Source organism: Janibacter terrae NBRC 107853 (assembly GCF_001591405.1).
In the GTDB taxonomy this organism is placed as follows: domain Bacteria; phylum Actinomycetota; class Actinomycetes; order Actinomycetales; family Dermatophilaceae; genus Janibacter; species Janibacter terrae.
Map to the genome: position 1 here is coordinate 405,708 of NZ_BCUV01000002.1, position 23,261 is coordinate 428,968.

Sequence of the window (23,261 nt, forward strand, 5' to 3'; positions counted from 1 at the left end):
CCGCCCGCATGGGGCTCGAGACTCGAGCACGTGGCAGAGCAGGGCAAGGGGTCGGTGGCCGCTGTGGCGGCGGCCATCGACCTCGTCCTGCCGCGTGGCTGCGCCGGGTGCGGGTGCGCCGGTGCCGCCCTGTGCGCCTCGTGCCGCTGCGCGTTGGCGGACCTGGCGCTCACGGACCTCGGCCGGGTGGCGCCCCACCCCGTCCCCGTCGGGTGGCCGGGGTGCACCGGGACGGTGCGCTACGAGGGCCTGGCCGCTCGGGTCATGAAGTCCTTCAAGGACGGTGACCGACGCGACCTGACCGACCCGCTCGGGCGCCTGCTCGCCGACGCCGTGCTCCGCGCGGTGGCGGGGCCCCCCTTCGTCGGCACGGGCTCTGGGGTGGGCGCCGTGCTGCTCGTCCCCATCCCCTCTGCGCCGGCCACAGTCCGCCGGCGTGGGGACCGACCCACGGTCCTGCTCGCGCGTCGTGCCGCCCGCCTCGTCGCGGGAGTCGAGGTCGCGCCCGCCCTGGTGATGGCTCGGGGGACCGCCGACCAGGCGGGCCTCGACCGCGCCCACCGGCTGGACAACCTGCGCGGCGCGATGACCGTGCCGCGGCCCGAGCGGGTCCTCGGGAGGGACTGCCTCCTCGTCGACGACGTCCTCACCTCGGGCGCCACGCTCGCCGAGGGCCGGCGTGCGCTGCTCGCCGTGGGGGCCGCGCGGGTGGGGATGGCGGTGTGCATGGTGACGCCCCGCAGATCGCGCAGACCCGCCCTACCTTTCCCTCGGCCCACCGACTAACGTGACGTCATGGGTCCCTCGATCGACCGGCGCAGCCGGTGCGGTGCAGGGGCCCTTCGCGTTCGCGGGCGGCAGCCGGCGACGACAGGCCTCCCGGGACGGGGGGTGGTGCCACGGTCAGTGCGCCCTCGCCAGGCGTAACCCACTGCATCACCGATGTCCCAAGGAGGACTCCGTGGAAATTGCCATCACCGGACGCCATGTCAACGTCTCCGACCGACTGCGCGACTACGTCGACACCAAGCTGTCGAAGGTCCAGCAGCTCGACCCTCGCGTGCAGCGGATCGAGGTCATGGTGAGTCACGAGGCCAACCCACGTCAGGCGAAGCTCAGCGAGCGCGTCGAGATCACGTGCCGCTCCAAGGGCCCGGTCATCCGCGCCGAGGCCTGCCACGAGGACCGACAGGCAGCCGTCGACCTCGCCGCCGAAAAGCTCCTCGAGCGTCTCCGTCGCGCCCACGACAAGCGCCACGTCCTGCGCGGTCGCCGGCGCACCTCGGTCGCCGACGCGACCGCCGAGCTCACCGACACCCTGCAGACCGGACCCAGCGAGGAGAGCGTCGAGGCGCCCGACCAGTTCGGCTCCATCGGCGACAGCCCCATCGAGGTCCGCGAGAAGGTCCACGAGAGCGCGCCCATGACGCTCGCGGAGGCCGTGCGACGGATGGAGCTCGTCGGGCACGACTTCTTCCTCTTCCACGACTCCGACACCCAGCGCCCCAGCGTCGTCTACCGACGACGCGGCTGGTCGTACGGCGTGATCCACCTCGACGTCCAGGACGCCGCCCACGACGCGGCCGTCAACGGCACCGCCGTCGAGTCGCCCGTCACCGAGACGGCGCGCGTCGGGGTCTGACCCCCAGCCGGTGATGGCCGCGACCCGACCGGGTCGCGGCCATCGTCCGTGCCCGGCGCGGTTGTCGTCGGGACAGGGCAGGGTGGGGGACGTGACCCGCAGACTCAGCGCGCCGGCCGCCCGCAGGATTGCCCTCGCGGCGCAGGGCTTCGCCCGACCACGGCCCGATCACGCGCCCACCACCCGTGACCTGCAACGCGTCGTCGACACCGTCGGGCTGGTGCAGATCGACAGCGTCAACGTGCTCACACGGAGCCACTACCTCCCCTTCTTCTCGCGCGTCGGCCCGTACGAGACAGGGCTGCTGGACCGCATGCGTGACCGGGCGCCGCGACGTCTGGTCGAGTACTGGGCCCACGAGGCGAGCCTGCTGCCCCCGAGCACCTGGCCGCTGATGGAGCACCCCCGCATGCGCCGTGCCGTCGACGACTCGTGGGGCGGCATGCAGCGGGTGGCCCGCGACCACCCGGAGGTCGTCGCCGCCGTGCTCGACGAGGTGCGCGCAGGCCCGCCGCGCACCGCCCGAGAGATCGAAGCCGCGCTGGGTCACCAGCGCGACGGCGACCGGGAGCACTGGGGCTGGAACTGGTCGCTCGTCAAGCACGCCCTCGAGCACCTCTTCTGGGCCGGGACGATCTCGTCGGTGGGGCGGACCAGCCAGTTCGAGCGGCGCTACGCGTCCCTCGAGCGGGTCGTGCCGCCCGCGGACGCCCGCGCGTGGCTCGACCCCACGGCCCGCCCCACCGAGGAGGCGGCCTACACCGAGCTCGTGCGCATCTCCGCGCGTGCCATGGGGGTCGCCACCGAGACCGACCTCGCCGACTACTTCCGGATCAAGCGCGTGCACGTGCGCCCGGCGGTCGAGCGGCTCGTGGCCGACGGCGAGCTGGAACCGGTGGACGTCGACGGCTGGGTCGCGCCGGCGTGGCTGCACGCGGACGCCCGCCGACCGCGGTGGGTCCGGGCACGGGCCCTGGTGTCCCCCTTCGACAGCCTGGTGTGGTGCCGGCCGCGCGTCGAGCGGGTCTTCGACTTCCACTACCGGATCGAGATCTACACGCCGGCCGCACAACGGGTGCACGGGTACTACGTGCTCCCCTTCCTCCTCGGGGAGGACCTCGTCGGCCGGGTGGACCTCAAGGCCGACCGGGCCGCCGGGGCGCTCCGGGCGCAGCGGGTCGGCTGGGAGCCGGGGCGCGGGGGAGCGGACGACCGCCGGGAGCTCGCCGAGGAGCTCGGGCAGATGGCCACCTGGCTCGGCCTCACCGAGGTGGTGGGGGCCTGATCAGGCGAGGCGCTCCCAGTGGATCGCCGCGCGCTGGCCGCGTCCGCGATGCACCAGTTGACCCCGCGGCCGAGCGACATGCCCTCGCGACGCCGCAGCAGCCAGTCGTCGAAGGTCTGCGGGCTCGGGATCTCCCGCGCGGGCAGGTGATGTTCCGGGTGGACCCAGACGTGCTGCGGGGTCATCGGGTGACCCGGCAGGAGCGACGCCACCCAAGCGTCGACGGCGCCGACCCGGCGCAGAACCAGTACAGGCTCGGCGCCCCGTGGTCGAAGGCCCAGCCGGCCGCCGTCCGCAGCGCGGTGGACATCGTCGAGCGCCCACGGGCCGCCGGGTGGAGGGCGAAACCCACCTCCCACGGCCCAGTAGCGGCGGCCGGCGGGCTCGCCCCACTCATGCGCCTGCCGCTGGAGGAACTCGCGCGCCTGATCCGGGCCGTAGGGCTGCGCCACGGTGGTCCAGCGCACGCACTCGGCGTCGTTGCTCTGCTCCACGAGTGCGGGCAGGTCCGCCTCGGCCATCGGGCGCAGTCGCACCGCCCCACGCGTCAGCACCGGCACGATGTCGGGGAACGCCCCGGTCGGAACGCCGGGGGTGCGGTGGTCGTTCACCCGGGTCAGGGTGTCCGGTCCGTGGCCGGCCCCGCAACCGATTAGCCTGTGGGCAGACTGTTCCGCGCAGCGGCGTTCGTGCCGTGCCCGGATCGTAGAGACGTCAGGAGCTTTGTTTCGTGAAGATCGTCGAGCGCATCCTCCGCGCCGGAGAGGGCCGCACCGTCAAGCGGCTCGAGGCCATCGCGGTGCAGGTCAACGCCATCGAAGAGGACTTCGAGAAGATGACCGACGCCGAGCTGCGGGGGGAGACGGACGTCTTCCGCGCCCGGCTGGCGGACGGCGAGACGCTCGACGACATCCTCCCGGAGGCCTTCGCGGCCGTCCGCGAGGCCAGCCGTCGGACCATCGGCAAGCGGCACTTCGACGTGCAGATCATGGGTGGCGCGGCCCTGCACCAGGGCAATGTCGCCGAGATGAAGACCGGTGAGGGCAAGACCCTCGTCGCGACCCTCCCTTCGTACCTCAACGCCATCGAGGGCAAGGGCGTGCACGTCGTCACGGTCAACGACTACCTCGCCGAGTACCAGGCCGAGCTCATGGGCCGCGTGCACCGCGCGCTCGGGCTCGAGACCGGCGTCATCCTCTCCTCGATGAACCCCGAGCAGCGGAGGGCCGAGTACCTCAAGGACATCACCTACGGCACCAACAACGAGTTCGGCTTCGACTACCTGCGCGACAACATGGCGTGGAACACCGAGGAGCTCGTCCAGCGCGGCCACAACTTCGCGATCGTCGACGAGGTCGACTCGATCCTCATCGACGAGGCCCGCACCCCGCTGATCATCTCCGGGCCGGCCGACCAGCCGACCAAGTGGTACAGCGAGTTCGCCAAGATGGTCCGCAAGCTCGAGCGCGGCCACGGCGCCGACCTCATGAGGGGCATCGAGGCCGAGGGCGACTACGAGGTCGACGAGAAGAAGCGCACCGTCGGCATCCTCGAGCCGGGCATCGAGAAGATCGAGGACCTCCTCGGCATCGACAACCTCTACGAGAGCGTCAACACCCCGCTCATCGGCTACCTCAACAACGCCATCAAGGCCAAGGAGCTGTTCACCCGCGACAAGGACTACGTCGTCATGGACGGCGAGGTCCTCATCGTCGACGAGCACACCGGCCGCATGCTGGCCGGGCGCCGGTACAACGAGGGCATGCACCAGGCGATCGAGGCCAAGGAGGGTGTGGAGATCAAGAACGAGAACCAGACCCTCGCGACGATCACCCTGCAGAACTACTTCCGCATGTACGACACCCTCTCCGGCATGACCGGTACGGCCCAGACCGAGGCGGGCGAGCTCAACTCGATCTACGGCCTCGGCGTCGTGCCGATCCGCACCAACCGCCCGATGATCCGCAAGGACCAGGCGGACCTCGTCTACCGGACCGAGCAGGCGAAGTTCAACGCCGTTGTCGACGACATCGCCGAGCGTCACGCGAACGGCCAGCCCGTCCTCGTGGGCACCACGAGCGTCGAGAAGAGCGAGTACCTCTCCGCCGAGCTGACCAGGCGCAGGATCAAGCACGCCGTCCTCAACGCCAAGCACCACGAGCGCGAGGCGAGCATCGTCGCCGACGCCGGCCGCAAGGGCGCCGTCACAGTCGCGACCAACATGGCCGGTCGAGGCACCGACATCATGCTCGGCGGCAACCCGGAGTTCCGGGCGGTCGCGGAGCTGAAGAAGCGCGGTCTCGACCCCGAGGAGACGCCGGAGGAGTACGAGGCGGCGTGGGACGACGCGCTCGCCGCCGCGGAGGCCGCGGTCGCGGCCGAGCACGAGGAGGTCACCGAGCTGGGCGGCCTGTACGTGCTGGGCACCGAGCGGCACGAGTCCCGCCGCATCGACAACCAGCTGCGGGGTCGCTCCGGCCGCCAGGGTGACCCGGGCGAGTCGCGCTTCTACCTCTCGCTCGAAGACAGCCTGATGCGCCTCTTCAACGCCGGCTTCGTCGACCGCGTCATGCAGACCGCCAAGATCGACGACGAGACGCCGATCGCGGGCAAGATGCTCACGAAGTCCATCGAGGGCGCGCAGAGCCAGCTCGAGGGGCAGAACTACGAGACCCGCAAGAACGTCCTCAAGTACGACGACGTGCTGAACCGCCAGCGCACGGTCGTCTACGACGAGCGCCGCCGCGTGCTCAGGGGCGAGGACCTCGAGGAGCAGGTCCGCCACTTCATGACCGACGTCGTCGGGGGCTACGTCGACGCCGAGACCGTCGGTGGGTTCTCCGAGGACTGGGACCTCGAGCGACTCTTCACCGCGCTCAAGGCGATCTACCCCGCCTCGCTCACCCCGGCCCAGCTCATCGAGGGTGCAGGCAGCCTGGCCGCCCTCAACGCGCAGAGCCTGCGCGAGGCGATCGTCACCGACATCCACGAGGCGTACGACCGCCGAGAGGCCGAGCTCGGCGAGCCGGTGGCCCGCGAGCTCGAGCGCCGGGTCGTGCTGTCCGTCCTCGACCGCAAGTGGCGCGAGCACCTCTACGAGATGGACTACCTCAAGGAGGGCATCGGCCTGCGCGCGATGGCCCAGCGCGACCCGCTCGTGGAGTACCAGCGCGAGGGGTTCCAGCTCTTCGAGGCGATGAACGAGGCGATCAAGGAGGAGTCGGTCGGCTACCTCTTCAACTCCGAGGTCCAGGTGCCAGAGGTGCCGGAGTCGAGCACCCAGCCCAAGAGCGTCGACGTGCTCCTCGGCGGGCGCGCGGAGCGCCCCAAGGTCTCGGCCAAGGGCCTGGAGGACGGCTCGCGCCAGCGCAACCTGCACTACTCGGCCCCGTCGGAGGACGGCGGCGTCGAGGAGCACGACGAAGGGGGCTCCGCCAGCGGGACCCGCGCCGAGCGTCGTGCGGCGGCCCGCAAGGCGAAGAAGGCCGGTCGCCGGGGCTGAGCTAGCCCACCTGCAGCGCCTCGACCACCCACCGGCGGTCGCGGCCGACCAGGCGAAGCGCGAGGGCGCGGACCCGGCCCCCGTCGACGAGCACGACGGCCGCCTCGACGACGTCGGGTGCGGGCTCGCAGGTGTGCACACGCACGACCCGCGTGCGGTGGCTGCGGCCGGTCGTCGTGGCGCGTCGCGCGGCGCGTGACCCGCGGCGGGCGACGACGACGTACACCTCGGGGCTCGTCCAGCGCATGACCTGGCCGGGCGGGCGCACCCCGTGCATGACCTCGACGAGGCCCTGGGCGATGTGCGCGGCCCACTCCCGCGGGTCCGGCAGGTCGCAGGCTCGCGTGGGCTGCCGACCGAAGACCTGCTCGTCGCTGGCCGCCGCGAAGTCCACGGCCAGCGCGTCCTGCACGTAGGGGGCCTGCCCGCGGGCGCGCTCCTCCCGTCCCTGCCGGTGCGTCGGCAGCGGGATCCCGGGTGGGCTGTGCCGCGGTGCGGGCAGGACCTGGATGGGTGCGGTGGTGGTCATGGTCTCCCCTTCGTGGCCGGGACGGTCGCCCGGGTCGTGTCGCTCGGTGCTTGCAGCTGGGTGCCCGGCAGGAGGATGTGCGGGTCGGGGCCGATGAGCTCGGCGTTGGCGAGGTGCCAGCGGGGCCACGCCTCGGCGACCTCGGCGTCGGAGGCACCCGGACCGAGGTGGGCCGCGGCGATGGACCACAAGGTGTCGCCACGTCGGACGACGACCTCCGGGCCGGACGCGTCGCGCTGCCTGCCGGTGAGCAGGGTGGGGTCGGTGCGTTGCCGGCGGGCCGGGCGGTGCGGTGTCCAGCCGGGGGCCGGCGCGGTCACCGTGACCCGCGGGCCGGGTGCGCTCCACCCCGGCGAAGGGAGGGACGTCGCGTCTGCCGTCATCGGCCTGGGGGACGTGGGCGCGGTCGGGGACGTGGCCCCCCACCCGGGTGACGGCGGGTCGCCGTGCTCGACCCGGACCGCGGCGACGGCGGTGCCCGGCAGGACCGTGGCGGTGACCGAGGCGCCGAGGACGACGGCCGCCCACTGGCGCACGACGGCCGGCGTCACGCGGTCGCGGACCCGGAGGGCCAGTCGTCCCGGGCCGCCCGGAAGGGCGGTGGCGATGCTCAGGCCGAGGCAGGACGTGAGCCATCCGGCGACGAGGGTCGCGAGCAGCGACGCGAGTCCGGCGACCGCCGCGGCCGGGTCGCTGCCCGGGTCCGCGACGCCGTCGAGCAGTCGTGCGGTCCCGGCCGCGGTCGCCGTGGTGAGGGCCGCGCCCCCGAGGAGCCCCGCCCCCGCCAGCGCCACCGTCGTCGTGCGTCGCATCGCTGCCCCCTTCGTATCCTCGGTAGCAAACGGTGTCGTTTGATGTCGTTTGCTGTTGATTGATAGCAAACCATGGCATCCGGCATCGCGCAACGGGTGGGCGCAGCCAGCCGCGCCTACATTGGGACCGTGCGCTGGGACCGGCTCTTCGACGACCTCGAGGCGCAGCTGGCTGCCCAGGCACGGCTCGAGCTCGACGCCGAGGTCGCCGAGCGCACCCGCACCGAGCGGGCGCGGATCACCCTCGGTGAACGCTTCGCCGGAGCCGTGGGCACGCCGCTGGTCGTGCGCCTACGCGGTGGGGCGCTCGCTCGCGGCGTCCTCGAGGACACGGGGGACGGGTGGCTGCTCCTCGTCGAGGGCACCGGTCGTCAGGTCCTCGTCGCCACCGCGGCGGTGCTCGGGGTCTCCGGGCTGCGTCGGCCGCGCGACGACACGCGTGCACGCCGCTTCGGCATCGGGTCCGCGGTGCGGGGCATCAGCAGGGACCGCCGTGCCGTGGTCGTCGTCGACGTCGACGGGGGCGCCGTGCACGGGACGATCGACGCCGTGGGGGCGGACGCCTTCGACGTCGCCGAGCATCCCCTGGACGCGCCTCGTCGGGCCGAGCACCTGCGCGGCGAGCGGGTCATCCCCTTCGCCGCCGTGGCGATGATCGCCTCGTCGTGAGGTGGGGCGATCAGCCCTCCGGGCCGCCGCGGGCGACGAACTCGCGCGTCTGCGCGTACATCCGCTCGATGTAGGCGTCGAGCTCGTCGACCTCGACGCGCCACTGGCCGCGACCGCCGACCTTGATCGCCGGGAGCTCCCCGCTGCGCACCAGCGCGTAGGCCTGGGCGGCGGAGACGCCGAGGACCTCGGAGACCTCGGTGAGCGGGACGAACTTGCGCGGCATGGGGCTAAGTCTGCCATCGGGTCCGGACGGCCCGAGGCCGCGGCACGGCTGCCTGTGGATGGTCGTCGGGCGTGGTGGGCCGGGTTTGGGCATGATGCTGAGCGACGCCCGCACCCGAGACCCGAGGAGCATCGTGAGCCCGTTGCCCACTCCCACCGCACGCCGTCTGACGGCGCCGTCGTGGAAGGATGCCCGCCTGCTCGTCGGGATCCTGCTCGTCCTGCTCTCCGTCGTCCTCGGCGCCGTGGCCCTGAGCGCGGCGGACGACCGTGTCGGTGTCTGGGCGGCGAAGGGGGAGATCACCCCCGGGCAGCAGATCGAGGAGAGCGATCTCGTGCGCGTCGACGTCCAGCTCGGCGACGCCGCACCGGAGTACGTGCTCGCCAACGAGCGCCTGCCCAACGGCGCGGTCATGGGCCGGGAGCTGCACGACGGCGAGCTGCTGCCGCGCGCCGCCGTCGTCGACCCGGTCGACCTGCGGGTGAGCCAGGTCGCCGTGCACGTCGAGCCCGCGTACCTGAGCAACCTCGTCAAGGGGTCGCGGGTCTCGGTGCACGCGGTCGACCCGCGCACGACGACCGCATCGGGCACCGACGAGCAGGCGGCCGACGACCGTCCTCGCTACGAGGAGATCGTCGAGCGGGCGACGGTCCATGCGCTGCCCACGAGCGGCGGTGGCGTCATGACCTCGGCCTCGGGGTCGACGGCCATCATCGTCGTGCCGGACGGGGTTGTGAACGAGCTGCTCTCGCTCGACACCCGCGAGACGCCCATCAAGCTCGTCCTCGAGTCGGGCAGCCCGGAGAAGAAGGACGGATGAGCGTCACCGTCCTCACCGCCCTCGCGCACGACTGGGAGGGACGCATGGTCGAGATCGTCGACCGGCTCCCCGGGGTCTCCGTCGGTCGACGGTGCGTCGACCTCGCCGACCTGCTCGCCGCCGCCTCGGCGGGTCTCGGCGACGTCGCCCTGGTCTCCGCGGACCTGCGGGGTCTCGACCGCGACGCCCTCGGCCACCTGCGCACCCACGGGGTCGACGTCGTGGGCGCCAGCCGGGACGGCGACGAGGCACAGGAGCGCCATCTCCGTCGCCTCGGCGTCGAGCGACACGTCCACACGGGCACGCCCGGTGAGGACCTGGTCGAGGTCCTGACGTCCGGCCCGACGACGCCGGGGGGAGGGATGCCCCTCGTCACGGACCCGGCCGAGCCGTGGCCGGGCGAGGACCCCCCGACCGCACCCCGCAGGTCGGTCCCCGACGGCCCCGACCCGCAGGAGGCACCGCCCGTCCGCGGTCGCGTCGTCGCGGTCTGGGGGCCCACCGGGGCCCCGGGGCGCAGCACCCTCGCGGTCAACCTCGCCAGCGAGATCGCCGCATCGGGGCACCCGGTCGTCCTGCTCGACCTCGACACCTATGGCGCCGCGGTGGCCCAGCTGCTCAGCGTGCTCGACGAGGCACCCGGCCTCGCCGCGGCCGCCCGCGCCTCCGAGCTCGGCACGCTCGACCTGCCCTCGCTCGCCCGCCTGGCCGTCGAGGTCTCGCCGGCCTTCCGCGTCCTCACCGGCATCCCCACGCCCACCCGCTGGACCGAGGTACGGGCCTCGGCGGTCGAGCACGTCATCTCGCTCTCCCGGGCGCTCGCCCCCTTCGTCGTCCTGGACCTGGCGTTCTGCCTCGAGGACGACGAGGAGCTCAGCTACGACACCGTCGCCCCGCGTCGCAACGCCACGACCCTCACGGCGCTCGCCGAGGCCGACGACCTGCTCCTCGTCGGGGCGGGCGACCCGGTCGGTCTGCAGCGCATGGTCCGCGCCGTCCAGGCCGTCGGGCAGGTCGCCTCCCCGCCACCGCGACCGGTCGTCAACCGGTTGCGCGCGTCCTCGGTCGGGCCCGACCCGCGACGCCGCGTCGCGGAGTCGCTCGCGCGCTTCGCCGGTCTGGAGGACATCGCCTTCCTGCCCGACGACCCGATGGCGACCGATGCCGCCCTGCTCGCCGGGCGCACCCTCGTCGAGTGCGCCCCCGAGTCGCCGCTGCGCCACGCGATCGCCGAGCTCGCCGCGGGGTTCACCGGGGTCGCGGCGCCGGCCCGCGCCCGTGCCCGGAGGGGACTCCTGCGCAGGGCCTGACATGGGCGGCGCGGGACGAGGGGTGCCCGGCGGCCCCGTCCGTGCCACGATGTCGTCCGTGGTGAGCAGACTCAGTCCCGTCGATGCCGCGTTCCTCCACGTGGAGGAACCGACCGTGCCGATGCACGTCGGCTCCGTCATGCTCTTCGAGCCACCCGCGGAGGGCGTCGTCGACCACGACGGCTTCGTCGAGGTCGTGGGGGACCGGATCGCCGGTCACGGCCGGTACCGTCAGCGCATCCGTCAGGTGCCCGCCGGGCTGGACAACCCGGTCTGGGTCGACGACGAGCACTTCGACCTGACCTACCACGTGCGACGTGCCGGGACGCCGGCACCGGGTGGCCGGCGCGAGCTCGAGGACTTCGTGGCCCGGATCATGGCCCGACCGCTCGACCGGGACCGCCCCCTGTGGGAGGCCTACTTCGTCGAGGGCCTGCAGGGCGGTCGGTTCGCGGTCGTCACCAAGGCGCACCAGGCGATGGTCGACGGCATCCACGCGGTGGACCTCGCCCACCTGCTCGTCGACCCGGATGCCATGCCGGTCGACGAGCGTGGCCAGGCGTCCGTCCCCGCCCCTTCCGACCTGCGCCTCGTGGCCGACGCCCTGCTCGGCTCCGTCCTCAACCCCGCCAAGGTGGTCCGCGGGGTGGGGCGCGGGGTGCGTGACGTCTCCCGCACGGGGCGGCGCCTCACCGAGACCGCCGGCGCGCTCGCGGTGACCCTCACCAGGGTCGGCGTGCGCCCCGCGCCCCCCTCATCGCTGCGGGCCCACGTGGGCGCCTCCCGGCGCTACGTCATGGTCGAGACGGAGCTCGACGACTACCGCCGCATCCGCAGCCGGCTGACGCGCGGGCGCTATGTCGCCGACGTGACGATCAACGACGTCATCCTCGCAACCGTGACCGGCGCCCTGCGCGCGTGGATGCAGAACCGCGGCCTGCCGGTCACGGGGTCCTCGAGCCTGCGGGTCATGGTGCCGGTGAGCGTCGTCGACGGCACCGGTGACCAGCTCACCGACAGCTCGCTGACGGCGTGCTTCATCGACCTGCCGATCGGGGAGAACACCCCGTCGATGCGGCTGCACCAGATCTCCTTCGCGATGCGCCAGCAGATCGAGTCCGCGGCCGCCGAAGGGGTCGATGCCTCGTCCCTGGCCTCCATGGGCGGCTTCGCCCCGCCCACGCTGCACTCGCTGGGTGCCCGCCTCGGCAGCGCGATGACCAGGCGCTTGTTCAACCTCGTCATCACCAACGTCCCTGGCCCCCAGCAGGCGCTGTACGTCGAGGGCTGCCGGCTCATCGAGACCTACCCCGTCATGCCGCTCGGGCGCAGCCAGGGGCTGGCCATCGGGCTGACGTCCTACGACGGCAAGGTCTACTACGGGCTCACGGCCGACCGGGACTCGATGCCCGACGTCGACATGCTCGCGGACTCGATCCACGAGGCCCTCGCCGAGCTGAGCTCGGCCGCCCGGTCGGCGCGCGACTGATGCGCGTCTACCTCCCGCTCCTGCTCGCCGAGCTGGGCGCCGTCGCCGCCGACGCGCGCCTGCCGGAGCGATCCGGTTACATCGTCTCGGACGCCCTGCGCGCCGCTGACACCGAGGCCGACGAGGAGGACCTCGAGTTCGAGGCCATGTGCCAGGCGCTCGACGCCGCTCGGGGACTGGGCCCGGGGCGGCGTGTCGTCGCCGCGGCCGACATCGCGGACGCGCCGGCGACCGGCAGGGGTGCCGGGCTCGACCGGCCCGTCGTCGTCCCGCTCGGGGACGTCGTCTCCTTCCACGTCGAGGAGGAGGCGGGGGAGGTCGGCGCCGGCTACGACGACCTCCTCTGGTACGACGTGACGGAGCTGTCCGACCTCACCTGAGGCACGCACCGGCCCTCGGGGCGAGGCGCGCCGGTCAGCTCAGACGCTCGGTGAGCAGCCGCACCTCGGTGTCCATCGACTGCTGGACCGGCGTCATCGCGGCCTCCTCGACCTTGCGACCCAGGAGGGGGATGGAGCAGCGCAGGTCCCCGTCGACGGTCATCGTCGAGCCGACGGCCGCGGCAGCGAGCACGATGTGCCCCCGCAGGGTCACCGGGACGCCACCGACGGTGATCTCCAGGTCCGCGGTGCGGGAACCGTCCGCGGCGGGCGGTCGCCAGGTCTGCTGCTCGGTGATCTGCAGCGTGTCGCCCACCATCGAGGTCACGGGGCCGGGCATGCCCCGTGTCGGCAGCACCCTCTCGGTGTGCACGGCCGTGAGCCCCCCCACCTGCTCCGTGACCGAGGCGCGCCCCTCGGGCCCGGCGCCGATCTTGGCCTGCTGGTACTCCGTCGTCGAGATGATCGCGAAGACGTCCTCGACGCCAGCGGGCAGGGGTGCGGTGTGGCTGATCCTCATGGGGTCACGCTAGCGCCGCCCGCCCCTCGGCGCGCACGCGTCAGGCGCGCAGCGCGTCGCCGGCGGCGGTCAGGGCGTGGCGCGCCTGCTCGCACTCGGCGCTGAGGCGCGTGCGGTGCCGCGACATCGTCGTGACGGTCTGGTGCACCCGCTCCTGGAGGCTCTGGCGCATGCGGTCCCCGTCCTCCTCGGCCCGTCGGTCGGCCAGACCGGTGATGCCCCACGGGCGGCCGACGGTGCCGTCCCGGACTTCCAGGCCGGCCTCTCGCGCCTCCTCCTCGAGCGTGCGCAGGCGGGCGATCGACGCCGCGAGCTCGGTCGCGGCCAGCTGCAGGCGCGAGCCGGAGTCCTCGAGGGCCGTGGCGACCTCGGCGCTCGCACCGGCGAGGACGTCGACCCGGCGTCGCGTCGCGACGGCCATGGGGCCGGTCCACCCCGGGGCGGCATCCGCCGCGGCCCGTTCGAGGTCCTCGACGTCGGCGCGCAGCCGCACCGCGGTGCGGCGCAGGGTGGAGGCGAGGGCGCTCATCGAGGCCGGGTCGCCGAGCAGGGGATGGGTCATCGGTGCTCCCGCGCGCCCTCGGCCAGCGGGGCCGCGGCGCGCGCGTGGGACCCGAGGGAGAGTGCGACCTCGCGGCAGCCGGAGGACAGCTCGCGCAGCACGTCGACCGCGTCGTCGACCAGCCCGTCGACGGCCGCCTGGGCGGTGCGGTCACCGACCGTCACCATGTGGTCGAGCAGCTCCTCGTCGGCCGAGACGGCGTGCCCCGCCAGGCTCGACAGCGCGGCGCCGAGCGCTGTCAGGTCCTCGGGTCGGGGGTGCGAAGGGGGCATGGTCCGGCCAGCCTATCCGCGCACCCCGCTCCTGCCGGGGGCCTCGTCCACAGCGTCCACGCAGTTCCTCCGCGGGCCTCGCGCAGGCGCGTCCCTCCCGGTGGATGTGATCTGCGCCATGGGTACTACGCTCGGAGTCGGGCGGGACGACGACGTCCCGCAGGAACCGAAGACATGCATCTCGAGGACGCTCATCCATGGCCCAGCCGCCTGTCCACCCTGCCATCGACCCCGCGCCCGTCACGGCCGAGGACATCGCCGCCGCCGCCCGCGCGGCAGGTGCCGACCCTGCCTTCGTCGATCGATACCTCCGGGACGTCGACGTCGAGGTCCTGCGGGAGCGCAGCGCGACCGAGCTCGTCGCACTCGCGACAGCCCACCGGGAAGCCGCCGCCCGCCGACCCGAGGGCACGTCCGTCGTCGAGGTCGTCCGCGGGGTCGTGCACATCGTGACCGCGGACCGGCCCTTCCTCGTCGACTCCGTGCTCGGCGAGCTCGCGAGCGAGGGCCTGGGTGTCTCCATGCTCATCCACCCGCTCTTCGTCGTGCGTCGCGACGAGGACGGGGTCCTCACCGAGGTCGTCGACCTCGACCCGCGCACCCCGCAAGAGGACGGGCTGGTCGACGAGTCGTGGATCCGTGTGGAGCTCGACGGGCGCTGCGACACGATGGTCGTCCAGGAGCGCATCAGCGAGGTCGTCGACGCCGTGGCCCTGGCGGTCGACGACTGGGAGCCGATGCGCGCTGCGGCCCTCGAGCTGGCCGACGCGCTGGACGCCGGGCACGGCACGGGGGACGCGCCCTCGCAGCGTGCGGCGGCCGACTTCCTGCGCTGGCTCGTCGACGACCACTTCACCTTCATCGGTGCCCGCGACCACCTCGTCGAGGCGGACGGGGTGCGGGCCATCCCGGGCACCGGCATCGGCATCCTGCGCTCGGACTCGACGGCCGAGGCGATCACGCCCCTCGGCGAGAGCCCCGTCGACCCGGAGGAGCTCGGCTGCGTCACCGTGGGCAAGTCCCACGCGGTGCTGCCGGTCCGCCGCGCGACCCACCCGGACCTCATCGCCGTGCGGTTCCACGACGCCGAGGGCCGCCTCGTCGAGCGCCGCTTCGCCGGGCTCTTTGCCTCGACGGCCTACACCAGCTCGGTCCTGACGATCCCGCTCATCAAGGACAAGGTCGAGCAGGTCCTCGCCGAGTCGGGCTGGGCGCGCCAGAGCCACTCGGGCGGCTTCGCGATGCGCCTGTTCGAGACCTTCCCGCGCGACGAGCTCTTCCAGGCGCCCGTCGACCACCTGCTGCGGGTCGTCACCCGGATCCAGCAGATGGTCCACCGCATGCGCACCGCGACCTTCCTGCGCCTCGACTCGGGTCGGCAGTTCGTCACCGCGATCATCTACCTGCCGCGCGACCGCTACACGACCAAGGTGCGGCACCGCATCGAGCAGGAGCTCTGCGAGGCGACGGGGGCCGACGAGGTCTCCTTCACCGCGCACGTCTCCGAGGAGCCGATGGCGCGGCTGTACTACATCCTCAGGGGGTCGACGGGGGTCCGGCTGCCCCGCGGAGAGGTGCGGGCCGAGCTCGAGTACTCCGTGGGCCAGGCCGTGCTCACGTGGGAGGAGCGCCTCGTCACCACCGCCCGCGAGCTCGTCGGTGACCGCTCCGAGCACCTGCTGGAGTCGTGGATCGACGGCTTCCCGCTCGACTACCAGGAGGACTTCGCGCCCGCCCAGGCCGTCGCGGACCTGAAGAACCTCGTCACCCTCGACGAGGGGACCCCCTTCGCCTGCGCGCTCTACGACCCGCGACGTGGCCACGGAGGGGGTGAGGACCCGTCCGTGCGCCGCTTCAAGCTCTTCAGCATCGCGGAGCTGATCCTCGACGACCTCATGCCGATGTTCCGCGACCTCGGGGTGCAGGTCATCGAGGAGGAGCCCTACACGCTGACCCGCACGGACGGGGTGAGCGCCGGCGTCTACGACTTCGCGCTGCGCGTCTCCGACCCCGCGCTGTGGGAGGCGTACAGCCACGAGGACCTGCGGGCCCTCGTCGAGTCGACCGTGCTCGCCGTGCGCGCCGGGCGGACCGAGTCCGACGGGTTCAACGCCCTCGTCATCCGGGCCGGCCTCACCTGGCGCCAGGTCGGGCTGCTGCGCGCGCTCGCCCGCTACCTGCGCCAGGGCGGCGGCAGCCGGAGCCAGCGCAGCCTCGAGGCTGCACTGGTGGAGCACCACGAGATCGCCCGCGACATCGTCGACCTCTTCGAGACCCGCTTCGACCCGGAGCGCTACGCCGGCCTTGCCGACGACGCGCGCGCCGCCGCCGAGCAGGAGATCACCCAGCGCATCGACGACGCGCTCGAGCACGTCTCCTCGCTCGAGCACGACCGGATCATCCGTGCCTTCGTCGGGGTGGTCGGCGCGACCCTGCGCACGAGCTACTTCGTGCGTGACGCCGACGGCCGACCGCTGCCGCGGATGTCCTTCAAGCTCGAGCCGGCCAGGGTGCCGGACCTGCCCAAGCCGCACCCTGCCTTCGAGATCTGGGTGCACAGCCCCCAGGTCGAGGGTGTCCACCTGCGGTTCGGCGCGGTCGCCCGGGGTGGCCTGCGGTGGAGCGACCGACGCGACGACTTCCGCACCGAGGTGCTCGGTCTCGTCAAGGCCCAGATGGTCAAGAACGCCGTCATCGTCCCGACCGGCAGCAAGGGCGGCTTCGTCGGCAAGCTGCTGCCCGACCCCGCCGCCGACCGCGAGGCCTGGCTCGAGGCCGGTCGCTCGGCCTACCGCGCCTTCATCTGCGGGCTGCTCGACGTCACCGACAACCGGGTGGACGGCGCGATCGTGCCGCCGGAGCGCGTCGTGCGCCACGACGGGGACGACTCCTACCTCGTCGTCGCGGCCGACAAGGGCACCGCGACCTTCTCCGACCTCGCGAACTCCATCGCCCGCGAGTACGGCTTCTGGCTCGACGACGCCTTCGCCTCCGGCGGCTCGGTCGGCTACGACCACAAGGGCATGGGCATCACCGCCCGAGGCGCGTGGGAGTCGGTCAAGCGGCACTTCCGGGAGCTGGGTCACGACACCCAGACCGAGGACTTCACGGTCGTCGGCATCGGTGACATGAGCGGCGACGTCTTCGGCAACGGCATGCTGCTCTCCGAGCACATCCGCCTCGTCGCGGCGTTCAACCACCTCCACGTCTTCATCGACCCCGAGCCCGACGCGGCCACGTCCTTCGCCGAGCGCCGCCGCCTCTTCGACCTGCCGCGCAGCACCTGGGACGACTACGACCGCTCGCTCATCAGCGAGGGGGGCGGCGTCTGGCCGCGCAGCGCCAAGTCGGTCCCGGTGAGCGAGCAGGCCGCTCGTGCGCTCGGCCTCGAAGGGATCACGTCGCTGACGCCCAACGAGCTGATCAACCACGTGCTCAAGGCCCCCGTCGACCTGCTGTGGAACGGCGGCATCGGGACCTACGTCAAGGCCACCGACGAGGACCACGCCGAGGTCGGTGACCGCGCCAACGACGCGATCCGCGTCGACGGCACCCAGCTGCGCGCCCGCGTCGTCGGCGAGGGCGGCAACCTCGGCGCCACCCAGCGCGGTCGGATCGAGGCCGCCGTGGCCGGGGTGCGCATCAACACCGACGCCGTCGACAACTCCGCCGGCGTCGACACCTCCGACCACGAGGTCAACATCAAGATCCTCCTCGGAGAGGCGATCCGCCGCGGCACCCTCGACGAGGACGCCCGCGTCGAGCTGCTCGCGTCGATGACCGACGAGGTGGCCGAGCAGGTCCTGCGCGACAACTACGAGCAGAACGTCCTGCTGGGCAATGCCCGGGCCCAGGACGGGACCATGCTCGTCGTCCACGAGCGGCTCATGGAGACTCTGACGGCACGCGGCGAGCTCGACCGCGAGATCGAGTTCCTGCCGACCCGCGCACAGGTCCACGACCGCATGGCGGCGGGGGAGGGGCTCTCCTCGCCGGAGCTGTCGGTGCTCCTCGCGTACTCGAAGCTGGCGCTCAAGACCGACCTGCTCGACTCCGACCTGCCGGACGACCCGGCGACGGAGCGCCGGCTCGTCGACTACTTCCCGACGCCGCTGCGCGAGCGCTTCCGCGAGGAGCTGCGGGCACACCCCCTTCGTCGGGAGATCGTGACGACCGTCGTCGCCAACGACCTCGTCAACCGCGGCGGGATCACCTTCGTCCAGCGCGCGACGGAGGAGACGAGTGCGACGTCGGTACAGGTGGCGCGCGCCTACCTCGTGTGCCGCGAGGTCTTCGGCCTCGACGAGTACGTCGCCGCCGTCGAGGCGCTCGACAACGTCGTGCCGACCCGCGTGCAGACGCGCCTCTACCTGGAGCTGCGGCGACTCATGGACCGGTCGGTGCGGTGGTTCCTCGCCAACCGGTCCGGGCGTCTGGACGTGACGGCGGAGATCGAGCGCTTCCGCGAGCCGGTCGCCGAGATCGCGCCGCACATCCCCCAGCTGCTGCGGGGGGAGCAGGCCGACCGCTTGGCCCGCAAGACCCAGGACCTCGTCGACGCCGGGGTGCCCACCGACCTGGCCCGGCGCAGCGCCGGCCTGCTCGACCTCTACCCCGTCCTCGACATGGTCGACATGGCGCGCGACGGCGGGCGCACGACCCGCGAGGTGGCGGAGACGTACTACCTCGTCTCGGAGGCCTTCGGCATCGACGAGCTGCTCATCATGGTCACCCAGCTGCCCCGGGAGGAGCAGTGGGACGCCATGGCCCGTGCCGCGCTGCGCGACGACCTCTACGCGACGCTGCACACGCTCACCGGGTCGGTGCTCGGGCACGCCGGCGACGACCCGGCGGCCCGTTTCGCCCAATGGTCGGACGAGCACGACGAGGCGCTCGAGCGGGTGCAGGGCCAGCTCGCCGGCATCCGTCAGCTCAACCGCCCCGGCGTCGCCGCGCTGTCCGTCGCGCTGCGCACCCTGCGGTCCGTCACCCGGTGACCGAGGCGCCCGGGCCGGCGGTGTCCGCACGTCACTAGGATCACGACGTGCGGACACTGGCGGACTTCCTGAGGACCACCCCCGGCCTGGACGCGGCCGACACCGAGTGGCTCCACCTGCTCGTCGAGGACTGGCAGCTGCTCGCCGACCTGCTCTTCAGCGACCTCGTGCTGTGGTTGCCGAACGACAACAGCTGGGTGGCCGTCGCGCACGCCCGGCCGATGACCGGGCCGATGGTCTTCGTGGAGGAGGTCGTCGGGCAGGACGCGACCGTGGTCTTCGGCGACCTCATCGACCAGGCGGCGCGCGAGGGGCAGAGCGAGCACGTGCGGGAGCGCGGCCAGGACCTGCTCCACGAGCGGGCGCGCACGGTGGTGCGTGCCGGCCGCACGATCGGGGTCCTGAGCATCCACGACCAGCTCGACAGCGGCCGTCCGCAGACCCGCCTCGAGGAGAACTACGCCGGCATGGGCGACGAGCTCTTCGCCATGGTCACGCAGGGCAGCTGGCCCACGCAGGTGGCGCCGAGCGGGGCGCGTCGTGGCGCACCGCGCGTCGGGGACGGCGTCATGCGGCTCAGCGAGTCCGGTGTCGTCGAGTACGCCTCGCCCAACGCCCTGAGCGCCGTCCGGCAGCTCGGGCACCAGGGCCCGATCGAGGGGCAGGTGCTCCTCCAGGTCCTGAGCGGCCTGCCGCACCTCGAGGGGCACGTGGACGAGGGCCTCGCGCTCGTCGCCATGGGCCGCGCCGCCTGGCGAGCGGACGTGAGCGCCAAGGGGGCGGCGCTCGCCCTGCGGGCCGTGCCGCTGATGAGCGGTCGCCGGCGCCACGGCGCCATCGTCCTGGCGCGTGACGTCTCCGAGCTGCGTCGTCGCGGCGAGGAGCTGATGACCAAGGACCAGACGATCCGCGAGATCCACCACCGGGTGAAGAACAACCTGCAGACGGTCGCCGCGCTCCTGCGGATGCAGTCGCGCCGCGTGCCCGACACCTCCGCCAAGGTGGCCCTGGACGAGGCCGTGCGCCGGGTCGGGGTGATCGCCATGGTCTACGAGGCCCTCAGCACCGGCTTCGCCGAGGCCGTCGACTTCGACGACGTCGCGGTGCGCGGTCTGCGGGCGATCGTCGAGGTGGCCCGCACGTCCGGGGCGATCGACTCCCACTTCACCGGCTCCTTCGGCCAGGTGCGCGCCGAGGAGGCCACGGCGGTCGGGCTCATCCTCTCCGAGCTCGTGCAGAACGCCGTCGAGCACGGCGTCCCCGACGGGGGCAATGTCCACGTCGACGCCCAGCGCACGACCGAGGAGGAGGGCGAGGACATCCTGCGCGTGAGCGTCGTCGACGACGGCCGGGGGCTGCCGACCGGGTTCCGACCGAGCCGGGCGGGGCTCGGCACGCGCATCGTCACCTCGATGATCCACGACCTCGGGGGCCAGATCCGGTGGGACGACGCCGAGCCGCGCGGCACCCGGGTGAGGTTCAGCGTGCGGCTGCGGAGCGTCGACTCCTGAGCCGCGGGACCGGGCCGAGCACGACGAAACCGCCCCCGAGCAGGTGCTCGGAGACGGCGGTCAGGGTGCGGGTGCGCTCAGCCGGCGCGCCGGGCGCGGGCCTTGCGGCGCTTCAGGGCACGACGCTCGTCCTCGGAGAGGCCACCCCAGACACCGGCGTCCTGGCCGGACTCGATGGCCCACTTGAGGCAGGTGTCGACGACCTCGCAGCGACGGCACACCTTCTTGGCCTCCTCGATCTGGGCGATCGCCGGGCCGGTGTTGCCGATGGGAAAGAACAGTTCCGGATCTTCGTCCAGACAGGCTGCGCGGTCGCGCCAATCCATGGGGGTGGTGCTCCTTGTCGTCGGGAGGGTCGTGTGCGGCCGGGGACTGGCCTGACGACCATGGTGCGCACACAGCCCGTGGCGTGTCCACAGGCCAATACACACACCATTGTCCAAGATACCGCTCGGGATGCCAACGGTGTGGGACGTCCTCATTGTTCCCGCACGGCGTGTGTTCGGTCACCTACGCTGCTCGTCGTGACCCCCAGCCAACCCCCTTCGCACCCTCGCCCCGCCGTCCTCGCCGCCGCCGGGGTATGCCTCCTGCAGGTCCTCATGCTGCTCGTCACGGCCGGTCTGTACGCCCTGGAGCTGACGCGTGGGGACGGTGAGGACCCGAGCACCGCCTCGATGACGATGGTCGTGTGCATCATCTTCGCGATCCTGCTCGCGGTGCTCGCCTCGGCCTGGTTCAAGGGCGCCTCGTGGCCGCGCACGCCGACCATCGTGTGGAATGTCCTGCTCCTGCCCGCCGCGTGGACACTCGCGACGAGCAGCGGGCTCTGGTTCGGCCTCGGCCTGGCCGTCCTCGCGCTCGTCGGGATCGCCGCCGCCCTCCTCACGCCCGTGCCCGAGCTGCCGGACCGGGCCCTCTGAGATGGCTCCCTTCGACGTCGTCGAGGCGGACATCGCCTCCCTCCGGGCTGCGCTGGAGAGTGGGGCGACGACGAGCGAGGAGCTCGTCACCGCCTACCTGGCCCGCATCGCCGCCTACGACAGCGCCGGCCCGCGGCTCAACGCCGTCGTCGTGCCCAACACCGCGGCCCTCGACGATGCCCGCGCCAGCGATGCCCGCCGGGCGAAGGGGGAGACCCTCGGCCCGCTCGACGGCATCCCGTACACGGCCAAGGACTCCTACCTGGCCACCGGGCTCACCTGTGCCAGCGGGTCGCCGGCCTTCGCCGACCTCGTCGCGCAGCGCGATGCCTTCACCATCGAGCGGCTGCGCGGCGTCGGCGCGGTGCTCATCGGCCTGACCAACATGCCGCCGATGGCCAACGGCGGCATGCAGCGCGGGGTCTACGGCCGGGCCGAGAGCCCCTACAACGGCGACTACCTCACCGCGGCCTTCGGCTCCGGCAGCTCCAACGGCTCGGGGACGGCGACGGCGGCGAGCTTCGCGGCCTTCGGCCTGGGGGAGGAAACCTGGTCCTCCGGGCGGGCGCCGGCGAGCAACAACGCGCTGTGCGCCTACACGCCCTCGCGGGGCGTGATCTCGGTGCGGGGCAACTGGCCGCTCGTGCCGTCGATGGACGTCGTCGTGCCGCACGCGCGGACGATGGCCGACCTGCTCGAGGTGCTCGACGTCGTCGTCGCCGACGATCCGGACACCACGGGTGACCTGTGGCGCACCCAGCCGTGGATCGAGGTGCCCGCGGCCTCGCAGGTGCGGCCGGAGTCCTACCCGGCACTCGCGCAGGACGGCGCGGCGCCGCTGCGCGGGCTGCGACTCGGCGTGCCGCGGATGTACCTCGGCACCGATGAAGGGGCGGGCACCGGCGTCGGCTTCGGTGGACCGATCGGTGAACGGATCGTGCCGCGGCCCAGCTCGCTGGAGCTCTTCGCGGCGGCGCGGGCGGACCTCGAGGCAGCGGGGGCGGAGGTCGTCGAGACCGACTTCCCCGTGGTGTCCAACTACGACGGTGACCGTGCCGGTGCGCCGACGATCGCGACGCGCGGCCAGCTCCCGGAGGGCTATCTCGAGGAGGAGATCTGGGAGCAGTCGATGTGGGGGTGGGAGACCTTCCTGCGGGCCAACGGCGACCCCGCGCTGCACCGGCTCGCCGACGTCGACGGCCCGCGGATCTTCCCGCACCCCGAGGGCGCGCTGCCCGACCGCTACGGCGAGCTCGACTTCGACCTCGCCGACTACGTCACCCGGGCGCGGCAGGCAGGGGTGGTCGAGGACGTCACGACCCTGCCCCTGCTCGAAGGGGGTCTGCGTGGCCTGGAGGAGACGCGCCGCGTCGACCTCGAGGCGTGGATGGACGACCTGGGGCTCGACGCGGTGATCTTTCCGGCGGTGGCCGATGTCGGGCCGGCCGATGCGGACGTGCGTGAGGAGTCGGCCGACCTCGCGTGGCGCAACGGCGTGTGGGTGGCCAACGGCAACCTCGTGCCCCGCCACCTCGGCATCCCGACGGTCACGGTGCCGATGGGCACGATGAGCGACATCGGCATGCCGATCGGGTTGACCTTCGCCGGGCGCGGCTGGGAAGACAACCGCCTGCTGACGATCGCCGCGGCCTTCGAGGCGACGGGTCAGCGGCGCACCGAGCCGCCGCGCACGCCGCGGCTGGAGAAGTCTGCGTGGGTCTTGGTCCCGGTTGGGTCTCGATCGCCCGGTTGCCGCGGGCAGGCGTTGACGGGCCGACTGTCTGACGCCACGGTATGACGTGCCCCACAGTG

At 72.9% G+C, this 23,261-nt stretch carries 21 protein-coding genes; 13 read left to right on the forward strand and 8 right to left on the reverse strand.

Going from position 1 to position 23,261, the window contains the following annotated elements; all coding sequences use genetic code 11:
* Positions 1-30: 30 nt before the first annotated feature.
* The 3 genes from JT1_RS18635 (at position 31) to JT1_RS02025 (ending at position 2,927) form a co-directional block, all read left to right on the forward strand.
* Entirely contained in the window at positions 31-786 is a 756-nt protein-coding gene (locus JT1_RS18635) for a ComF family protein (RefSeq protein ID WP_068322161.1), read from the forward strand.
* A gap of 175 nt (positions 787-961) precedes the next feature.
* Entirely contained in the window at positions 962-1,642 is a 681-nt protein-coding gene (gene hpf, locus JT1_RS02020) for a ribosome hibernation-promoting factor, HPF/YfiA family (RefSeq protein WP_068322166.1), read from the forward strand.
* A 91-nt stretch (positions 1,643-1,733) separates the two neighbouring features.
* Positions 1,734-2,927 (forward strand): winged helix-turn-helix domain-containing protein, encoded by a 1,194-nt coding sequence (locus JT1_RS02025; protein WP_255218227.1) that lies wholly within the window; start codon positions 1,734-1,736, stop codon positions 2,925-2,927.
* Positions 2,928-3,108: 181 nt separating this feature from the next.
* Here JT1_RS02025 and JT1_RS18185 read toward each other — a convergent pair whose 3' ends face one another.
* The gene (locus JT1_RS18185; protein WP_169701795.1) at positions 3,109-3,324 is read right to left on the reverse strand and encodes a GNAT family N-acetyltransferase; all 216 of its coding nucleotides are present in this window, start codon (positions 3,322-3,324) and stop codon (positions 3,109-3,111) included.
* Positions 3,325-3,657: 333 nt separating this feature from the next.
* Here JT1_RS18185 and secA point away from each other — a divergent pair, with 333 nt between their 5' ends.
* On the forward strand, positions 3,658-6,429 hold the full coding sequence (gene secA / locus JT1_RS02035) for a preprotein translocase subunit SecA (protein WP_068322176.1): 2,772 nt from the start codon (positions 3,658-3,660) through the stop codon (positions 6,427-6,429).
* 1 nt (position 6,430) lies between these two features.
* Here secA and JT1_RS02040 read toward each other — a convergent pair whose 3' ends face one another.
* Together JT1_RS02040 and JT1_RS02045 are read right to left on the reverse strand one after the other, a co-directional pair.
* Positions 6,431-6,958 (reverse strand): Rv3235 family protein, encoded by a 528-nt coding sequence (locus JT1_RS02040; protein ID WP_068322178.1) that lies wholly within the window; start codon positions 6,956-6,958, stop codon positions 6,431-6,433.
* Complete coding sequence (locus JT1_RS02045) at positions 6,955-7,770, reverse strand: LysM peptidoglycan-binding domain-containing protein (RefSeq protein ID WP_068322180.1); 816 nt, start codon at positions 7,768-7,770, stop codon at positions 6,955-6,957. The genes JT1_RS02040 and JT1_RS02045 overlap by 4 nt, the downstream gene beginning before the upstream one ends.
* Before the next feature lie 129 nt (positions 7,771-7,899).
* On the opposite strand from JT1_RS02045, the gene JT1_RS02050 reads away from it, so the two are divergent.
* Complete coding sequence (locus JT1_RS02050; RefSeq protein WP_068322532.1) at positions 7,900-8,439, forward strand: hypothetical protein; 540 nt, start codon at positions 7,900-7,902, stop codon at positions 8,437-8,439.
* Positions 8,440-8,449: 10 nt separating this feature from the next.
* Here JT1_RS02050 and JT1_RS02055 read toward each other — a convergent pair whose 3' ends face one another.
* Positions 8,450-8,665, reverse strand: a complete 216-nt coding sequence (locus tag JT1_RS02055) for a helix-turn-helix domain-containing protein (RefSeq protein WP_068322183.1) — start codon at positions 8,663-8,665, stop codon at positions 8,450-8,452.
* Positions 8,666-8,807: 142 nt separating this feature from the next.
* Here JT1_RS02055 and JT1_RS02060 point away from each other — a divergent pair, with 142 nt between their 5' ends.
* The 4 genes from JT1_RS02060 to JT1_RS02075 all read left to right on the forward strand — a co-directional run bounded on the left by JT1_RS02060 (position 8,808) and on the right by JT1_RS02075 (position 12,664).
* Positions 8,808-9,485 (forward strand): hypothetical protein, encoded by a 678-nt coding sequence (locus tag JT1_RS02060; RefSeq protein ID WP_169701796.1) that lies wholly within the window; start codon positions 8,808-8,810, stop codon positions 9,483-9,485.
* A complete protein-coding gene (locus JT1_RS02065) occupies positions 9,482-10,795 on the forward strand; it encodes a CpaE/TadZ family protein (protein WP_068322193.1) in 1,314 nt (437 codons plus the stop codon). The genes JT1_RS02060 and JT1_RS02065 overlap by 4 nt, the downstream gene beginning before the upstream one ends.
* Positions 10,796-10,856: 61 nt before the next feature.
* Positions 10,857-12,284 carry a WS/DGAT/MGAT family O-acyltransferase gene (locus JT1_RS02070; protein WP_218005545.1) on the forward strand — a complete coding sequence of 476 codons (1,428 nt, stop codon included), beginning with the start codon at positions 10,857-10,859 and terminating at the stop codon, positions 12,282-12,284.
* The gene (locus JT1_RS02075; RefSeq protein ID WP_068322197.1) at positions 12,284-12,664 is read left to right on the forward strand and encodes a DUF6912 family protein; all 381 of its coding nucleotides are present in this window, start codon (positions 12,284-12,286) and stop codon (positions 12,662-12,664) included. Before JT1_RS02070 ends, JT1_RS02075 begins: the two co-directional genes overlap by 1 nt.
* Before the next feature lie 34 nt (positions 12,665-12,698).
* Here JT1_RS02075 and JT1_RS02080 read toward each other — a convergent pair whose 3' ends face one another.
* From JT1_RS02080 to JT1_RS02090, 3 genes are read right to left on the reverse strand one after another with little or no spacing between them, the layout of a single operon-like run.
* Positions 12,699-13,184 carry a DUF2505 domain-containing protein gene (locus JT1_RS02080; protein ID WP_068322199.1) on the reverse strand — a complete coding sequence of 162 codons (486 nt, stop codon included), beginning with the start codon at positions 13,182-13,184 and terminating at the stop codon, positions 12,699-12,701.
* 40 nt (positions 13,185-13,224) lie between these two features.
* Positions 13,225-13,746: a WXG100 family type VII secretion target gene (locus tag JT1_RS02085; RefSeq protein ID WP_068322202.1), complete on the reverse strand. Its 522-nt coding sequence runs from the start codon at positions 13,744-13,746 to the stop codon at positions 13,225-13,227.
* Positions 13,743-14,018, reverse strand: coding sequence for a hypothetical protein (locus JT1_RS02090; protein ID WP_068322205.1), 276 nt, complete (start codon positions 14,016-14,018; stop codon positions 13,743-13,745). Before JT1_RS02090 ends, JT1_RS02085 begins: the two co-directional genes overlap by 4 nt.
* 197 nt (positions 14,019-14,215) lie before the next feature.
* Between JT1_RS02090 and JT1_RS02095 the strand changes: the two genes are divergently transcribed.
* Both JT1_RS02095 and JT1_RS02100 read left to right on the forward strand, forming a co-directional pair.
* Entirely contained in the window at positions 14,216-19,015 is a 4,800-nt protein-coding gene (locus tag JT1_RS02095; RefSeq protein WP_068322208.1) for an NAD-glutamate dehydrogenase, read from the forward strand.
* A 47-nt stretch (positions 19,016-19,062) separates the two neighbouring features.
* Positions 19,063-20,526 carry a sensor histidine kinase gene (locus JT1_RS02100; RefSeq protein WP_068322211.1) on the forward strand — a complete coding sequence of 488 codons (1,464 nt, stop codon included), beginning with the start codon at positions 19,063-19,065 and terminating at the stop codon, positions 20,524-20,526.
* Positions 20,527-20,603: 77 nt separating this feature from the next.
* On the opposite strand, the gene JT1_RS02105 is transcribed toward JT1_RS02100, so the two are convergent.
* Positions 20,604-20,852 carry a WhiB family transcriptional regulator gene (locus JT1_RS02105; protein WP_007925026.1) on the reverse strand — a complete coding sequence of 83 codons (249 nt, stop codon included), beginning with the start codon at positions 20,850-20,852 and terminating at the stop codon, positions 20,604-20,606.
* A 198-nt stretch (positions 20,853-21,050) separates the two neighbouring features.
* Between JT1_RS02105 and JT1_RS02110 the strand changes: the two genes are divergently transcribed.
* Both JT1_RS02110 and JT1_RS02115 read left to right on the forward strand, forming a co-directional pair.
* On the forward strand, positions 21,051-21,449 hold the full coding sequence (locus JT1_RS02110; protein WP_169701798.1) for a hypothetical protein: 399 nt from the start codon (positions 21,051-21,053) through the stop codon (positions 21,447-21,449).
* 1 nt (position 21,450) lies between these two features.
* On the forward strand, positions 21,451-23,247 hold the full coding sequence (locus JT1_RS02115; RefSeq protein ID WP_082807406.1) for an amidase: 1,797 nt from the start codon (positions 21,451-21,453) through the stop codon (positions 23,245-23,247).
* Positions 23,248-23,261: the final 14 nt, after the last annotated feature.

What these genes read in the sequence shown, in the direction of transcription:
- JT1_RS02115 (WP_082807406.1), top strand. Translation starts at nt 21,451, where the DNA reads ATGGCTCCCTTCGACGTCGTCGAGGCGGACATCGCCTCCCTCCGGGCT.
- JT1_RS02105 (WP_007925026.1), bottom strand. Translation starts at nt 20,852, where the DNA reads ATGGATTGGCGCGACCGCGCAGCCTGTCTGGACGAAGATCCGGAACTG.
- JT1_RS02065 (WP_068322193.1), top strand. Translation starts at nt 9,482, where the DNA reads ATGAGCGTCACCGTCCTCACCGCCCTCGCGCACGACTGGGAGGGACGC.
- JT1_RS02080 (WP_068322199.1), bottom strand. Translation starts at nt 13,184, where the DNA reads ATGAGGATCAGCCACACCGCACCCCTGCCCGCTGGCGTCGAGGACGTC.
- JT1_RS02055 (WP_068322183.1), bottom strand. Translation starts at nt 8,665, where the DNA reads ATGCCGCGCAAGTTCGTCCCGCTCACCGAGGTCTCCGAGGTCCTCGGC.
- JT1_RS02040 (WP_068322178.1), bottom strand. Translation starts at nt 6,958, where the DNA reads ATGACCACCACCGCACCCATCCAGGTCCTGCCCGCACCGCGGCACAGC.
- JT1_RS18185 (WP_169701795.1), bottom strand. Translation starts at nt 3,324, where the DNA reads ATGAGTGGGGCGAGCCCGCCGGCCGCCGCTACTGGGCCGTGGGAGGTG.
- JT1_RS02090 (WP_068322205.1), bottom strand. Translation starts at nt 14,018, where the DNA reads ATGCCCCCTTCGCACCCCCGACCCGAGGACCTGACAGCGCTCGGCGCC.
- JT1_RS02095 (WP_068322208.1), top strand. Translation starts at nt 14,216, where the DNA reads ATGGCCCAGCCGCCTGTCCACCCTGCCATCGACCCCGCGCCCGTCACG.
- JT1_RS02075 (WP_068322197.1), top strand. Translation starts at nt 12,284, where the DNA reads ATGCGCGTCTACCTCCCGCTCCTGCTCGCCGAGCTGGGCGCCGTCGCC.
- JT1_RS02045 (WP_068322180.1), bottom strand. Translation starts at nt 7,770, where the DNA reads ATGCGACGCACGACGACGGTGGCGCTGGCGGGGGCGGGGCTCCTCGGG.
- JT1_RS02085 (WP_068322202.1), bottom strand. Translation starts at nt 13,746, where the DNA reads ATGACCCATCCCCTGCTCGGCGACCCGGCCTCGATGAGCGCCCTCGCC.